The 15,697-nt window shown below is 55.0% G+C and carries 9 protein-coding genes and 3 tRNA genes; 6 read left to right on the top strand and 6 right to left on the bottom strand.

Annotated features, from left to right (window positions below):
* Positions 1–157: 157 nt before the first annotated feature.
* Genes ptrA through recD form a run of 3 tightly spaced genes read left to right on the top strand, consistent with a single transcriptional unit; the run spans position 158 to position 8,410 of the window.
* A complete protein-coding gene (gene ptrA / locus LA337_18750) occupies positions 158–3,046 on the top strand; it encodes a pitrilysin (GenBank protein UBI15185.1) in 2,889 nt (962 codons plus the stop codon).
* Complete coding sequence (recB, locus tag LA337_18745; GenBank protein ID UBI15184.1) at positions 3,039–6,584, top strand: exodeoxyribonuclease V subunit beta; 3,546 nt, start codon at positions 3,039–3,041, stop codon at positions 6,582–6,584. Before ptrA ends, recB begins: the two co-directional genes overlap by 8 nt.
* Positions 6,581–8,410: an exodeoxyribonuclease V subunit alpha gene (gene recD, locus LA337_18740; protein ID UBI15183.1), complete on the top strand. Its 1,830-nt coding sequence runs from the start codon at positions 6,581–6,583 to the stop codon at positions 8,408–8,410. Before recB ends, recD begins: the two co-directional genes overlap by 4 nt.
* 44 nt (positions 8,411–8,454) lie before the next feature.
* On the opposite strand, the gene argA is transcribed toward recD, so the two are convergent.
* On the bottom strand, positions 8,455–9,786 hold the full coding sequence (gene argA, locus LA337_18735) for an amino-acid N-acetyltransferase (protein ID UBI15182.1): 1,332 nt from the start codon (positions 9,784–9,786) through the stop codon (positions 8,455–8,457).
* A 234-nt stretch (positions 9,787–10,020) separates the two neighbouring features.
* On the opposite strand from argA, the gene amiC reads away from it, so the two are divergent.
* Positions 10,021–11,274 (top strand): N-acetylmuramoyl-L-alanine amidase AmiC, encoded by a 1,254-nt coding sequence (amiC, locus tag LA337_18730; GenBank protein UBI15181.1) that lies wholly within the window; start codon positions 10,021–10,023, stop codon positions 11,272–11,274.
* Between the two features lie 74 nt (positions 11,275–11,348).
* Here amiC and LA337_18725 read toward each other — a convergent pair.
* The 3 genes from LA337_18725 to LA337_18715 all read right to left on the bottom strand — a co-directional run bounded on the left by LA337_18725 (position 11,349) and on the right by LA337_18715 (position 11,671).
* Positions 11,349–11,425 (bottom strand) — tRNA-Met (locus LA337_18725).
* A 44-nt stretch (positions 11,426–11,469) separates the two neighbouring features.
* Positions 11,470–11,546: transfer RNA gene (locus LA337_18720), tRNA-Met, on the bottom strand.
* 48 nt (positions 11,547–11,594) lie between these two features.
* A tRNA-Met gene (locus LA337_18715) sits at positions 11,595–11,671 on the bottom strand.
* A gap of 205 nt (positions 11,672–11,876) precedes the next feature.
* On the opposite strand from LA337_18715, the gene mltA reads away from it, so the two are divergent.
* Both mltA and tcdA read left to right on the top strand, forming a co-directional pair.
* Entirely contained in the window at positions 11,877–12,974 is a 1,098-nt protein-coding gene (gene mltA / locus LA337_18710) for a murein transglycosylase A (GenBank protein UBI15180.1), read from the top strand.
* A gap of 134 nt (positions 12,975–13,108) precedes the next feature.
* Positions 13,109–13,915: a tRNA cyclic N6-threonylcarbamoyladenosine(37) synthase TcdA gene (tcdA, locus tag LA337_18705; GenBank protein ID UBI15179.1), complete on the top strand. Its 807-nt coding sequence runs from the start codon at positions 13,109–13,111 to the stop codon at positions 13,913–13,915.
* 77 nt (positions 13,916–13,992) lie between these two features.
* Here the strand turns inward: tcdA and csdE are convergent, their stop codons facing one another.
* Positions 13,993–14,439, bottom strand: coding sequence for a cysteine desulfurase sulfur acceptor subunit CsdE (gene csdE, locus LA337_18700; GenBank protein UBI15178.1), 447 nt, complete (start codon positions 14,437–14,439; stop codon positions 13,993–13,995).
* Positions 14,439–15,644 carry a cysteine desulfurase CsdA gene (gene csdA, locus LA337_18695; GenBank protein ID UBI15177.1) on the bottom strand — a complete coding sequence of 402 codons (1,206 nt, stop codon included), beginning with the start codon at positions 15,642–15,644 and terminating at the stop codon, positions 14,439–14,441. The genes csdE and csdA overlap by 1 nt, the downstream gene beginning before the upstream one ends.
* Between the last annotated feature and the right edge of the window lie 53 nt (positions 15,645–15,697).

Here is a 15,697-nt window from a genome sequence, read left to right as displayed (position 1 = left end):
CTCGATGGCTTCATCTATGATGCGCATTCTGTCACGGACTGATTCTTATAAAGAGAAGATGCTGGCTCGTTCAGCACAGAGTCTTGCCCTGTTCAGACCACGTATTCATACGTGCTTTGCAGTGAACAGGTGAATACGTTAATGATGAGGTTTGTGAATGCCCCGCAGCACCTGGTTCAGCGCATTACTGTTGTTCGTCGCCCTTTGGGTTCCCGTAAGTCAGGCAGATACCGGTTGGCAGCCTTTAGCTGAAACCATCCGTAAAAGCGATAAAGACACCCGTCAGTATCAGGCCGTGCGCCTTGATAATGGCATGGTCGTGCTGCTGGTATCCGATCCTCAGGCCGTGAAATCCCTTTCTGCACTGGTCGTCCCCGTGGGCTCGCTGGAAGATCCGGACGATCATCAGGGGCTGGCGCATTATCTTGAACACATGTGCCTGATGGGCTCGAAAAAATACCCGCAGCCGGACAGCCTGGCTGAATTCCTGAAAATGCATGGCGGCAGCCACAATGCCAGCACAGCACCTTATCGTACGGCCTTCTATCTTGAAGTCGAAAACGACGCGCTGGTGGGGGCAGTGGATCGTCTGGCGGACGCTATTGCCGATCCGTTACTGGATAAAAAATATGCCGACCGTGAGCGTAACGCGGTTAACTCCGAGCTGACGCTGGCGCGTACCCGAGACGGGATGCGTATGGCGCAGGTGAGCGCTGAGACCATCAACCCGGCGCACCCAGGCTCGCGTTTCTCCGGCGGAAATCTCGAGACATTAAGCGATAAACCGGGTAACCCGGTGGTGCAGGCATTACAAAATTTTCATGAAAAGTACTACTCCGCGAACCTGATGAAGGCAGTGATTTATAGTAATAAACCGCTGCCAGAGCTGGCGCGGATAGCGGCTGACACCTTTGGACGCGTACCGAACAGAAATATCGCAAAACCTGAAATTACCGTACCGGTAGTCACCGACGCGCAAAAGGGCGTCATCATCCACTATGTTCCGGCAATGCCGCGTAAAGTGCTGCGCGTCGAGTTTCGTATCGATAACAACAGCGCGCAGTTCCGCAGTAAAACCGATGAACTGGTGACCTACCTGATTGGCAATCGTAGCCCGGGCACGTTGTCTGACTGGCTGCAAAAGCAGGGCCTGGTTGAAGGTATTCGCGCAGACTCCGATCCGGTGGTCAACGGGAACAGCGGCGTGTTAGCCATTTCCGCGACGTTAACCGACAAGGGGCTGGCGAACCGCGATGAAGTTGTTGCGGCAATCTTTAGCTACCTCAATTTGTTACGCGAGAAAGGCGTCGATAAACGTTATTTTGACGAGCTGGCGCACGTGCTGGATCTGGATTTCCGTTATCCCTCCATCACCCGTGATATGGACTACGTGGAATGGTTGGCTGATACCATGATCCGTGTTCCCGTCGAACATACGCTGGATGCGGTGAATATTGCTGACCAGTACGATGCGAAAGCCGTTGAGCAACGCCTGGCAATGATGACGCCGCAGAATGCGCGTATCTGGTATATCAGCGCGAAAGAACCGCATAATAAAACCGCGTATTTTGTCGATGCGCCTTACCAGGTGGATAAGATCAGCGACAAAACCTTTGCCGACTGGCAGCAAAAAGCGCAGGGCATTGCGCTGTCTTTACCGGAGTTAAACCCCTACATTCCGGATGATTTCACACTGATTAAAACGGATAAAAAATACGCCCACCCGGAACTGATTGTTGATGAGCCGGATTTACGTGTGGTGTATGCGCCGAGCCAGTATTTTGCCAGTGAGCCGAAGGCTGACGTTAGCGCGATCCTGCGTAACCCGAAAGCCATGGACAGCGCGCGCAACCAGGTTTTATTCGCACTTAACGATTACCTGGCGGGGATTGCGCTCGATCAGTTAAGCAACCAGGCGTCGGTAGGTGGAATTGGTTTCTCAACCAATGCTAACAATGGGTTGATGCTTAACGCCAACGGCTACACCCAACGTCTGCCGCAGCTTTTTCAGGCGCTGCTGAGCGGCTATTTCAGCTACACCTCAACGGATGAACAGCTGGAACAGGCAAAATCGTGGTATGCGCAGATGATGGATTCCGCAGAGAAGGGGAAAGCCTACGATCAGGCCATTATGCCGGTGCAGATGCTTTCTCAGGTACCGTATTTCTCACGTGATGAACGCCGTAAGCTGCTGCCTTCTATCACCCTGAAAGAGGTGATGACCTACCGCGACGCCTTAAAAACCGGTGCGCGGCCTGAATTCCTGGTAATTGGTAATATGAGCGCAGCTCAGGCGACAACCATGGCGCGGGATATCCAGCAACAGCTTGGCGCTAACGGGTCACAGTGGTGTCGCAATAAAGATGTGGTGGTGGACAAGAAGCAGTCCGTTATCTTTGAAAAAGCAGGTAGCAGCACGGATTCTGCGCTGGCGGCCGTATTTGTGCCAACCGGATACGATGAATACGCCAGTTCAGCCTACAGCGCCATGTTAGGGCAGATTGTTCAGCCGTGGTTCTACAATCAACTGCGTACTGAAGAACAGTTAGGCTACGCCGTATTTGCATTCCCAATGAGCGTTGGCCGTCAGTGGGGAATGGGGTTCCTGCTGCAAAGCAGCGATAAGCAGCCGTCTTACCTCTGGGAGCGTTATAAAGCGTTCTTCCCGACGGCGGAAGCGAAGCTGCGGGCGATGAAACCTGAAGAGTTTGCGCAAATTCAGCAGGCGATTATTGCGCAAATGCTGCAGGCGCCGCAAACGCTGGGGGCTGAAGCCTCGCAGTTAAGCAAAGATTTTGATCGCGGTAATATGCGCTTCGATTCACGTGATAAAATAGTGGCTCAGATTAAACTGCTGACGCCGCAAAAACTTGCCGATTTCTTCCATCAGGCGGTGGTTGAGCCGCAAGGCATGGCGATACTGTCACAGGTTTCCGGCAGTCAGAACGGGAAAGCAGAATATGTGCACCCGGAAGGCTGGAAAGTGTGGCAGACCGTCAGCGCGTTGCAGCAAACCTTACCCCTGATGAGTGATAAGAATGAATGATGCCGCTGAGTCCCTTGATCCACTGCGCTTGCCCCTGACGGGCGAGCGCCTGATTGAAGCCTCTGCGGGCACCGGTAAAACCTTTACCATCGCCGCTCTGTATTTACGTTTACTGCTTGGACTGGGCGGCGCTGCCGCCTTTCCTCGTCCTCTGACCGTCGAAGAACTGCTGGTGGTCACCTTCACCGAGGCGGCCACCGAAGAGCTGCGCGGTCGAATTCGTAGCAACATTCATGAACTGCGAATTGCCTGCCTGCGTGAAACCACCGACAACCCGCTATACGCCCGTTTGTTAGATGAAATCGCCGATAAAAAACAGGCCGCTCAGTGGCTGTTACTGGCTGAAAGACAGATGGATGAAGCGGCAGTGTTTACCATCCACGGTTTTTGTCAGCGTATGCTCAGTCTCAACGCCTTTGAATCAGGCATGCTGTTCGAACAGCAACTGATAGAAGATGAATCGCTGCTGCGCTATCAGGCCTGTGCGGACTTCTGGCGTCGACACTGCTACCCGCTGCCCCGCGACATTGCGCAGGTGATTTTTGAAACGTGGAAAGGACCGCAGGCGCTGCTGAGGGATATCGATCGCTATCTGCAGGGGGAAGCGCCAGTTATCAAGGCTCCGCCGTCCGATGACGAAACGCTGGCCTCCCGGCACGAACAAATTCTCGCGCGCATTAATCAAATCAAGCGGCAGTGGCGTGATTGCGTTGATGAGCTGGACGGCCTGTTGGAAGCCTCCGGGATCGATCGGCGTAAATTTAATCGCGGTAACCAGGGGAAGTGGATCGAAAAGATCAGCGCGTGGGCGCAGGAAGAAACTCAAAGTTACCAGCTTCCTGACGCGCTGGAGAAATTCTCACAGCGTTTTCTGGAAGAGCGCACTAAAGCGGGCGGGATAACTCCTCAGCACCCGCTGTTTGTTGCTATTGATGAACTGCTTAGCGAACCGTTAACCCTGCGGGATCTGGTGATCACCCGGGCGCTGGCGGAGATCCGCACGGCGGTTGCCGAAGAGAAACGACGCCGCGGTGAGCTGGGTTTTGACGATATGCTCAGCCGTCTGGATGCGGCGTTGCGCAGTGAAAGCGGCGATGCGCTGGCGACGGCGATTCGTACCCGTTTTCCGGTCGCGATGATCGATGAATTTCAGGATACCGATCCGCAGCAGTACCGTATTTTTCGCCGGATCTGGCAGCATCAGCCGGATACTGCACTGCTGCTGATTGGCGATCCGAAACAGGCGATTTACGCGTTTCGCGGCGCGGATATCTTCACCTATATGAAGGCGCGCAGCGAAGTCAGCGCACACTATACGCTCGATACCAACTGGCGTTCGGCCCCTGGCATGGTCAATAGCGTGAATACGCTTTTCAGCCAGATGGACGACGCCTTTATGTTCCGCGAAATCCCCTTCAGCCCGGTAAAATCTGCAGAAAAAAACCAGGCGCTTCAGTTTGTTTTACACGGTGAAACGCAGCCCGCTATGAGTATGTGGCTGATGGAAGGGGAAAGCTGTGGCGTGGGCGACTATCAGAACTACATGGCCCAGGTGTGCGCCACGCAAATTCGCGACTGGCTTAAGGCCGGACATTCTGGTGCTGCGCAACTGGTCAGTGGTAAAACATCCAGTCCGGTACGCGCGTCGGACATCAGCGTATTGGTTCGTAGCCGCCAGGAAGCGGCGCTGGTCCGTGATGCGCTGACCCAACTGGCCATTCCCTCCGTCTACCTCTCTAACCGTGACAGCGTATTTGAAACGCTGGAGGCGCAGGAGTTGCTGTGGGTGCTGCAGGCGGTGATGACGCCGGAGCGTGAGAATACGCTGCGTAGCGCGCTGGCGACCTCGATGATGGGGCTGAATGCGCAGGATCTTGAAGCGTTAAATAACGACGAAAATGCCTGGGATGCGGTGGTCGAAGAGTTCGATGGCTATCGTCAGATCTGGCATAAACGCGGCGTGATGCCGATGCTGCGCGCGCTGATGGCAGCCCGCCAGATTGCGGAAAACCTGCTGGCGACGGCGGGGGGCGAACGCCGCCTGACAGACATTCTACACATCAGCGAACTGTTGCAGGAAGCGGGGTCACAACTGGAAAGTGAGCATGCGCTGGTGCGCTGGTTATCCCAGCATATTCTTGAACCCGACAGCAACGCGTCCAGCCAGCAGCTCAGGCTGGAAAGCGACAAGCATCTGGTCAAAATCGTCACCATCCATAAATCGAAAGGGCTGGAGTATCCGCTGGTTTGGCTGCCGTTTATCACCAATTTCCGTGTCCAGGATCAGGCTTTCTACCACGATCGCAGCTCTTTTGAAGCTGTGCTGGATCTCAGCGATGCCGAGGAGAGCGTTGAGCTGGCCGAAGCGGAACGCCTTGCGGAAGATCTGCGTTTGCTTTATGTCGCGTTAACCCGTTCGGTATGGCACTGCAGCCTTGGCGTTGCGCCGTTGGTGCGACGCCGGGGCGATAAAAAAGGGGATACCGATGTGCATCAGAGTGCCCTTGGCCGCCTGTTGCAAAAAGGCGAGCCGATGGATGCTGCGGGCCTGCGTGGCGCGATTGAAGCGCTATGTAGCGACGATATTGCCTGCCAGACGCCTGCGCAGTCTGACGGTGAACCCTGGCAGGTTACGCAGGCTGTTAGCAGCGAACTGAGTGCGAAAATACTGCGGCGTACGCCCGGCGATAGCTGGCGAGTGACCAGTTATTCCGGTCTGCAACAGCGGGGACATGGTATCGCGCAGGATCTGATCCCGCGACTCGATATCGATGCCGCAGGCGTCGGTGAGGTTATTGAAGAGTCAGGACTTACACCGCATCAGTTCCCGCGCGGCGCTTCGCCGGGTACGTTCTTGCATAGCCTGTTTGAAGATCTCGATTTTACGCAACCGGTGGATCCGCATTGGGTCGAAGAGCAACTAGCGTTGGGGGGTTATGACGCGCACTGGACGCCGGTTTTGACCGAATGGCTGGACGCCATTTTGCAAGCGCCTCTCAACGAGACGGGCGTGAGTTTGAGCCATCTTTCCGCGCGTGAAAAACAGGTGGAGATGGAGTTTTATCTGCCGATTTCGCAGCCGCTGATGGCCAACCAACTTGATGCGTTGATTCGTCAGTACGATCCGCTCTCGGCGGGGTGCCCTGCGCTGGAATTTATGCAGGTGCGTGGCATGCTGAAAGGGTTTATTGACCTGGTATTCCGCCACCAGGGGCGTTATTACCTGCTCGATTACAAATCGAACTGGCTGGGCGAAGACAGCTCAGCCTATACGCAGCAGGCGATGGCCTCTGCCATGCAGGCGCATCGCTACGACCTGCAGTATCAACTTTATACCCTGGCGCTGCATCGCTACTTGCGCCATCGCATTGCTGATTATGATTATGAACGCCATTTTGGCGGCGTTATTTATCTCTTCCTGCGTGGCGTTGACAGTGAGAATCCGCAGCAGGGAATTTACGCGACCCGACCTGACGGGGAGTTGATCGCCTTGATGGATGAGTTGTTTGCTGGTGCGCTGCTGGAGGAGATGTCATGACAATCCAGAAACGATTACTGGAAGCCGTTGAGCAAAAGCAGCTCAGGCCTCTGGATGCTCAGTTTGCGCTGGCGGTTGCCGGAAATGATAACCCTGCCGTTGCGCTGGCTGCGGCGTTGCTCAGCCGCGAAGCAGGTGAAGGACACGTCTGCTTACCGCTTTCACGGTTATCCCTGAGTGAGGACGCGCATCCTCTGTTAAGCGGCTGGCTCGCTGAAGCGGGAGAGCCTGAGAACTGGGCGGACTGCCTGCTGGCTTCCGGGGCGGTAAGCCGTGGCGATCAACCCACGCCGCTGGTGCTGTATGGCGATCGCCTGTACCTGAACCGGATGTGGCATAACGAACGCGCGGTGGCGCGCTTTTTCAGTGAGGTAAACCACGCCATTGAGGTGGACGAACAACGCCTGACCCATACGCTGGAGGCGCTGTTTCCGCCATCAGAGGGAGTTAACTGGCAAAAAGTGGCCGCTGCTGTAGCGCTGACCCGTCGTATATCGGTGATCTCCGGCGGGCCGGGAACCGGAAAAACGACAACGGTTGCGAGGCTGCTGGCGGCATTGATTCAGATGGCGGACGGTGAACGCTGTCGTATTCGACTGGCAGCGCCAACGGGAAAGGCGGCAGCGCGCCTGACCGCCTCGCTGGGTGCGGCACTGCGAGAGCTACCGCTAACCGATGAGCAAAAGAAACGCATTCCCGATGACGCGAGTACGCTGCATCGATTATTAGGCGCTCAGCCTGGCAGTCAGCGCCTGCGTCATCATGCGGGAAACCCGCTGCATCTGGATGTGCTGGTGGTGGATGAAGCTTCGATGATCGATTTGCCGATGATGTCGCGCCTTATCGATGCGCTGCCGCCGCACGGGCGGGTGATTTTTCTGGGCGATCGCGACCAGCTCGCTTCTGTCGAGGCGGGGGCAGTGCTGGGGGATATCTGTGCTTTCGTCAGTGACGGGTTTACCCCGGAACGCGCCCGCCAGCTCAGTCGCCTGACCGGAAGCGCTATTCCGGCAGGGCCGGGAACTCAGGCGGCAGCTCTGCGCGACAGTCTGTGCCTGCTGCAAAAGAGCTACCGTTTTGGCAGCGATTCCGGAATTGGTCAGTTGGCTGCAGCGATTAATCGCGGCGACAAAGCTGCGATAAAAACGGTTTTCCAGCAGGGATTTAGCGACATCGAAAAACGCACGTTACACAGCAGCGAGGATTATGCCGCAATGCTGGATGAGGCGTTAGCGGGCTATGGGCACTATCTGGATTTACTGCGCGAGGGTGCCGAGCCGGATGCTGTCATTCAGGCCTTCAATGAGTATCAACTGCTATGTGCCCTGCGGGAAGGGCCGTTTGGCGTGGGCGGTTTGAATGAACGCATCGAGCAGGTGATGGCGCAAAAACGTAAAATTCATCGTTCACCGCATAACCGCTGGTATGAGGGAAGGCCGGTGATGATCGCGCGCAATGACAGTTCGCTGGGATTATTTAACGGCGATATCGGTATTGCCCTCGATCGTGGACAGGGCCTGAGGGTGTGGTTTACGCTGCCGGACGGTGCTATCAAATCGGTGCAACCCAGCCGCTTGCCTGAGCATGAAACCACCTGGGCGATGACGGTGCATAAATCGCAGGGATCCGAGTTTGACCACGCGGCGTTGATTTTACCCAGCCAGCATTCACCCGTGGTTACTCGCGAGCTGGTCTATACCGCCGTTACCCGCGCGCGTCGCCGTCTGTCGCTGTATGCCGATGAGCGGATACTGAGTGGCGCCATTGCCACCCGCACCGAACGTCGCAGCGGATTGTCAGCATTATTTAATGACGGCATGATGTAGATGTAGGCCGGATAAGGCAGTTATGCCGCATCCGGCAACGACTCTTACCCCAAATCCGCCATCAGCACTTTTGACCGCCGCTGATAGTTGTACATCTCTTTCTTGCTTTCCGGCAGCAGGTCGATATCCACCGGCGTGAAACCGCGCTCCTGGAACCAGTGGATGCTGCGCGTGGTCAGCACAAACAGCTTGCTTAGCCCCATTTGCCGGGCCTGCGCAGCGATCCGTTCCAGCAACACTTCCCCGCGCGACGAACTACGGTAGTCCGGATGCACCGCCACGCACGCCATCTCGCCAATTCTCTCTTCCGGGAAAGGATACAGAGCGGCGCAGGCGATGGTCAGGTTATCACGCTGAATAATCGTGAATTTGTCGATCTCCATTTCCAACTGTTCGCGCGAGCGGCGGACCAGAATACCCTGCTGCTCCAGCGGGCGGATCAGCTCCAGAATCCCGCCGATATCGTTAATGGTGGCGCGACGGATCTGCTCGGCGCTTTCCATTACGATCTGTGTACCGATCCCGTCGCGGGAGAACAGTTCCTGCAGCAAGGCGCCATCTTCCTGATAGCTGATCAGATGGCAGCGGCGTACGCCACTGCGACAAGCTTTCACCGCCCCGCGCAGGAAGCGCACCGTGCCGGAGCTGTAATCGCCTTTCTCTTCCTGCAACTCAACGCGAGCCTGGGCTTCGTTAGGAAACAGCTCGGAAATAATATCGCCATCATCGTTGGTGACGCCCTGAGACGAGCAAAACCCGATCATTTTCTCCGCCTTCAGTTTGATAGCCAACTGTGTGGCGACCTCTTCTGACGTCAGGTTAAAGCTCTCACCGGTAACGGAAACGGCGACCGGCCCCATCAGGACTATCGCGCCGCTGTCTAACTGGCGGTGAATGGCATCTTCATCAATACGACGAATACGCCCGCTATGGCAGTAATCTACGCCGTCATCAACGCCCAGTGGCTGAGAGATAATAAAATTACCGCTGACCACGTTGATGTGTGCACCTTGCAGTGGCGTATTATTCAGGCTCATCGACAGGCGGGCGGTAATATCAAGCTGAAGTAATCCCGCAGCCTGTTTGACCAGCTCGAGCGTTTTAGCGTCGGTAACGCGCGTATTTTTGTGGTACACCGGTTCATGATGATGCGCCGCAAGGTTGGCATCAATCTGCGGTCGTGCGCCATAGACCACGACGAGGCGGATGCCGAGGCTATGAAGAAGACCAATGTCATTGACGATACTGGAAAAGTTTTCATGCTCGATGGCTTCGCCGCCCAGCATAATGACAAACGTTTTTCCCCGATGGGTATTGATATAGGGAACAGAATGGCGGAATCCCTGTACCAGTTCGGTTCTACGCTCCTTCACCACGGCACACCCTCATTGCATGGTTATTCGTAATTTGTGTATTTTTATTCTGTTTTGGCGCTGTGCGCAAGCGTAATTTTTACCCATCCCGAAGATTTATCTCAGTAATGCCGTGAATATAAAAAGAATGTTTACCCTTTTATAGATGACAGATTATGCGTCATTCGCTAAAGTTTCCGGTCAATTCGGACGTTTTACGTATTACTTCAATAAAGATTTCTTTTGCTCGGGAGAAGCATGTCGGGATCCAATTCAGCAATCAGTCGCCGCCGTTTACTGCAAGGTGCGGGTGCTATGTGGCTTTTGAGCGTCAGCCAGGTCGGTCTGGCTGCCGTTAGTCAGGTCGTTGCCGTTCGTGTCTGGCCCGCGTCCAGCTATACCCGCGTCACGGTAGAATCTAACCGTCTGCTGAAATACAAACAGTTTGCCCTGAGTAATCCTGAGCGTGTGGTTGTGGATATTGAAGGCGTTAACTTGAACTCGGTGCTTAAGGGCATTGGTACGCAGATCCGTCCTGACGATCCGTATATTAAGTCGGCGCGTGTTGGGCAGTTTGACCCACAGACCGTGCGGATGGTGTTCGAGCTGAAACAGAACGTGAAGCCGCAACTTTTTGCGCTGGCTCCGGTGGCTGGCTTTAAAGAACGTCTGGTGATGGATCTCTATCCTGCGAATGCCCAGGATGTTCAGGATCCGTTGCTGGCGTTGCTGGAAGATTACAACAAGGGCGATCTGGATAAACAGGTGCCGCCTGCGCAAAGTGGCCCGCAGCCTGGTAAAGCGGGGCGCGATCGTCCGATTGTCATTATGCTGGACCCTGGCCACGGCGGAGAGGATTCCGGTGCGGTGGGGAAATACAAGACGCGTGAAAAAGATGTGGTACTGCAGATTGCCCGCCGCCTGCGAGCCCTCATAGAGAAAGAGGGCAACATGAAGGTCTTTATGACGCGAAATGAAGATATCTTCATTCCGCTTAAAGTCCGCGTGGCGAAAGCGCAGAAGCAGCGTGCAGACCTGTTTGTCTCTATTCACGCCGATGCCTTTACCAGCAGACAGCCCAGCGGTTCGTCGGTGTTTGCGCTCTCAACCAAAGGCGCCACCAGTACCGCCGCGAAATATCTGGCGCAGACCCAGAACGCCTCGGATCTCATCGGTGGCGTCAGCAAAAGCGGTGACCGTTATGTCGACCACACCATGTTCGACATGGTGCAATCGCTGACCATCGCCGACAGCCTGAAGTTTGGTAAAGCGGTATTGAACAAGCTTGGAAAAATCAATAACCTACATAAAAATCAGGTTGAACAGGCCGGGTTTGCGGTGCTAAAAGCGCCGGATATCCCATCCATTCTGGTAGAAACGGCATTTATCAGTAACGTTGAGGAAGAGCGTAAACTCAAAACGGCGACCTTCCAGCAGGAAGTTGCAGAGTCGATTCTGGCGGGGATTAAAGCCTACTTTGCCGATGGGGCGACGCTGGCGAGAAGGGGATAACAAAAAAGCGCTGAAAAGCGCTTTTTTTATGGGCGACAGAAACAAAAAAACACCCGTCAGGGTGTTTAATGTGTTGGTTGCGGGGGCCGGATTTGAACCGACGACCTTCGGGTTATGAGCCCGACGAGCTACCAGGCTGCTCCACCCCGCGTCCGTCTTTACTCTTCATCGAGTAAACTTGCATCAGATTTTAATTGGTTGCGGGGGCCGGATTTGAACCGACGACCTTCGGGTTATGAGCCCGACGAGCTACCAGGCTGCTCCACCCCGCGTCCGTCATTACTCTTCCATCGAGTAACGTTACTGCTTCTGATTTTAATTGGTTGCGGGGGCCAGATTTGAACTGACGACCTTCGGGTTATGAGCCCGACGAGCTACCAGGCTGCTCCACCCCGCGTCCGTGGATGCGCACTATACTCTGCTCGCATTTTCATGCAACCCTTTTTTCACCTTGATCACGTTTTTAGGGTGAAAATGAACAAAAACAACGCATTCTGGATTATTTTTTGCTCAAAATTTGCGTCGGGGTATGTATACGCATTTCATTAGGTACGGGGGTTTGTTATCTTCGTCTCGCATTCAGGCAACATAAGACGAGAACAATGAAAGGACGTTGGGCAAAATATCTTCTGGCGGGAGCAGTAGTCGCGATGCTCGCCGCGTGTTCCTCAAAACCCACCGATCGTGGGCAGCAGTATAAAGACGGGAAATTTACCCAGCCTTTCTCACTGGTGAACCAGCCTGATGCGGTTGGCGCACCAATCAATGCCGGTGATTTCGCCGAGCAGGTTAATCAAATTCGCAGCGCTTCGCCGCGTTTGTACGGTAACCAGAGCAACGTCTACAACGCTATCCAGCAATGGCTACGCGCGGGCGGTGATACGCGCAGTATGCGCCAGTTTGGTATTGATGCCTGGCAAATGGAAGGGGCGGACAATTACGGTAACGTCCAGTTTACCGGTTACTACACGCCGGTGATTCAGGCGCGCCATACGCGTCAGGGCGAGTTTCAGTATCCTATCTATCGTATGCCGCCAAAACGTGGGCGCTTACCCTCTCGTGCCGAGATCTACGCTGGCGCGCTAAGCGATAATTACATTCTGGCGTACAGCAACTCCCTGATGGATAACTTCATTATGGATGTTCAGGGCAGTGGTTACATCGATTTTGGCGATGGCAGCCCACTCAACTTCTTTAGCTATTCCGGGAAAAACGGCCACGCCTATCGCAGTATCGGCAAAGTGCTTATCGACCGTGGCGAAGTGAAAAAAGAAGATATGTCGATGCAGGCCATTCGCCACTGGGGAGAAACGCACAGCGAGGCCGAAGTGCGTGAGCTGCTGGAGCAGAACCCATCGTTTGTCTTCTTTAAACCGCAATCTTTTGCTCCGGTAAAAGGGGCCAGCGCGGTACCGTTGATTGGCCGTGCATCCGTGGCTTCTGACCGTAGTATCATTCCTGCGGGCACAACGTTACTGGCGGAAGTTCCGTTACTGGACAACAACGGCAAGTTTACCGGTCAGTACGAACTGCGTCTGATGGTGGCGTTAGATGTGGGTGGGGCGATTAAAGGGCAACACTTCGATATCTACCAGGGCATTGGGGCTGACGCCGGACACCGTGCAGGGTGGTATAATCACTACGGACGCGTGTGGGTGCTGAAAACAGCGGCCAACGCGGGTAACGTTTTTAGCGGTTAATTGCCGGATGGCGCTTCGCTTATCCGGCCTACATTATTGAGTAGGCCTGATAAGGCGTAGCCGCCATCAGGCAGTGATGCAGTCATCAAGGGCGGTATTTGTCCGCTCTTTTTGTTTTCTATATTTGAGGTTCTATGTCTGTGGTTATCAGTGACGCCTGGCGCCAGCGTTTTGGCGGTACGGCGCGTCTGTATGGCGAAAATGCGTTGCAGCTGTTTGCCCAATCGCATGTTTGTGTGGTTGGAATTGGCGGAGTGGGGTCATGGGCGGCGGAAGCGCTGGCGCGTACCGGCATTGGTGCCATTACACTTATCGATATGGATGATGTGTGCGTCACCAATACTAACCGCCAGATCCATGCTCTGCGCGATAACGTCGGCCTGGCAAAAGCTGAAGTGATGGCAGAACGTATCCGCCAGATTAACCCGGAGTGCCGTGTTAGCGTGGTGGATGATTTTGTTACGCCAGAAAACGTTGCTGAGTATATGAGTGCGGGATTTTCGTATGTCATTGATGCGATTGATAGCGTGCGCCCAAAAGCGGCACTGATTGCTTATTGTCGGCGTAATAAAATTCCGCTGGTGACTACCGGCGGTGCTGGCGGGCAGATCGACCCAACGCAGATTCAGGTCGTTGATTTGGCAAAAACCATTCAGGATCCGCTGGCGGCTAAGCTACGTGAGCGGCTGAAAAGCGATTTTGGCGTAGTGAAAAACAGCAAAGGCAAACTGGGTGTGGACTGTGTGTTCTCGACCGAAGCGCTGGTTTACCCGCAGGCAGATGGCTCGGTATGTGCGATGAAAGCGACGGCGGAAGGGCCAAAACGTATGGATTGCGCGTCCGGATTTGGCGCAGCCACTATGGTGACCGCCACCTTTGGCTTTGTTGCCGTCTCACATGCGCTGAAGAAGATGATGGCGAAAGCGGCGCGCCAACTCTGATAGTGTCGGATAGCGCTGTGCTTATCCGACCTACGGTTCGTGCGGTGTTGTAGGCCGGATAAGACACATCAGCGCCGTCATTCGGCTTTCTGAGCAGCCTCAAGAATAGCTTCGTTAAGAGCATGCAGGCCCTGGCTACGCGAGGCGCTAAGCTGCGCGCGTAAACCCAGTTCGTCAAATAATGCCATGGGCGAGTGCGCCAGTAACTCGGCTGCGGTTTTACCTTCGACCGCCGTGAGTAATACCGCCAACAGCCCGCGTACTATGCGACCTTCGCTGTCGCCGAAGAAATGCAGAGTGCCATTCTCATGAAGGGTATGTCCCAACCAGACGCGGTTTTCGCAGCCCGCAATTTCTTTGGCCTGCGCTTTTAGCGTATCCGGAAGCGCCGGCAACTGCTTACCCAGCAGAATCAGCTGGCGATATTTATCTTCCCACTGAGTGAGCGGGATAAAGGTATTGCGTAACGTCTCTTCGGTTACGGTTGTGCCAAACGGGTGTCCGGCGAACAGAGGGCTTGTCATTAATCCACCAATATATCCAGCGCGCGGTCAATGGCTGAGACCAACGCATCCACATCACTTTGCGTATTATAAGGTGCAAATGAGGCGCGTAGCGTCCCGGATACGCCCAGTTCTGCCAGCAGCGGTTGCGCACAATGTTGCCCTGCGCGTAGCGCAATGCCATATTCGGCCAGCAGAGTGACCATGTCACTGTGATGAACACCAGCGAAATCAAAGGCTAGCAGACTGGAATCCTGGCAGCGGAAGGAACGAAAGCCGGGGCGTTTTGCCAGCGCATCTTCTGCCAGCGTCGCCAGACCCCGGCTCCAGTTTTCGGCCTGCGCAACGTCGACGTCCGCCAGCCATTCGAGCGCCGCGCTCAGCCCGATAACGCCAGCAACGTTAGGCGTACCGGCCTCCAGCTTCCATGGCGCTGCCTGTGTGGTGAAACCATCAAAACTGACTTCACTAATCATCTTGCCGCCGCCGAGCCAGGGAGACATCGCTTCCAGCAGTTCAGGTTTACCGTACAGCACGCCAATGCCGGTCGGGCCATACAGTTTGTGGCCCGAGAATGCATAGAAATCAATATCTAACTGCTGTACGTCAGCAGGGAAATGGACAATACCCTGGGCGCCATCAACCATCACCACCATGTCAGCCGCATGGGCGAGCGTGATGGCGCGGGCCAGATCCGGGCAACCGCCGGTGACGTTCGACATCTGCCCGAGCGCCAGAATGCGGCTGCGGGGAGTAATGAGTTGCGCGAGGTTTTCAACATCTGGCAATAAATGGGCATTGAGCGGCAGCCGGACTACCTTAGCTCCCGTTTGCTCCGCCACCATCAGCCAGGGTACGAGGTTGGCGTGATGTTCCGCCACGCTAACGATAATCTCATCGCCCGGTTGTAAGCGCGGTCGCGCATAGCTCTGGGCAACCATATTGATCGCCTCGGTCGTGCCGCGGGTCCAGACGATTGTTTTGTCATTCGGCGCATTAATCAGACTTGCGACTTTTCCCCGCGCGGCTTCATAGCGTGCGGTCAGGCGTTGTGCTTCGGCAAACTGGCTGCGATGGACGTTCCCGGCGCTCAGGCTATAAAACTGGTGGGTAGCTTCAATCACCGCCTGCGGCTTCAGCGCCGTAGCAGCGCTGTCGAGATAGACGCCAGCATCGTTGAGTGCGGGAAATTGGGCGCGAAACTGCGCGGGGTTAAAAGCGTTCATGGTATTCCTCAGTTCAGTAAACCGATCGTGGCGCAAAAATGGCGCTGATACAA

This window comes from Citrobacter europaeus, from assembly GCA_020099315.1.
Taxonomy (GTDB): Bacteria; Pseudomonadota; Gammaproteobacteria; order Enterobacterales; family Enterobacteriaceae; genus Citrobacter; species Citrobacter europaeus.
This window is presented reverse-complemented; position numbering and strand designations above follow the sequence as displayed.

Bases quoted from the DNA above. Each gene is read 5' to 3' on its own strand.
- ptrA (UBI15185.1), top strand. From the start codon at position 158: ATGCCCCGCAGCACCTGGTTCAGCGCATTACTGTTGTTCGTCGCCCTT.
- recB (UBI15184.1), top strand. From the start codon at position 3,039: ATGAATGATGCCGCTGAGTCCCTTGATCCACTGCGCTTGCCCCTGACG.
- recD (UBI15183.1), top strand. From the start codon at position 6,581: ATGACAATCCAGAAACGATTACTGGAAGCCGTTGAGCAAAAGCAGCTC.
- amiC (UBI15181.1), top strand. From the start codon at position 10,021: ATGTCGGGATCCAATTCAGCAATCAGTCGCCGCCGTTTACTGCAAGGT.
- mltA (UBI15180.1), top strand. From the start codon at position 11,877: ATGAAAGGACGTTGGGCAAAATATCTTCTGGCGGGAGCAGTAGTCGCG.
- tcdA (UBI15179.1), top strand. From the start codon at position 13,109: ATGTCTGTGGTTATCAGTGACGCCTGGCGCCAGCGTTTTGGCGGTACG.
- csdE (UBI15178.1), bottom strand. From the start codon at position 14,439: ATGACAAGCCCTCTGTTCGCCGGACACCCGTTTGGCACAACCGTAACC.
- csdA (UBI15177.1), bottom strand. From the start codon at position 15,644: ATGAACGCTTTTAACCCCGCGCAGTTTCGCGCCCAATTTCCCGCACTC.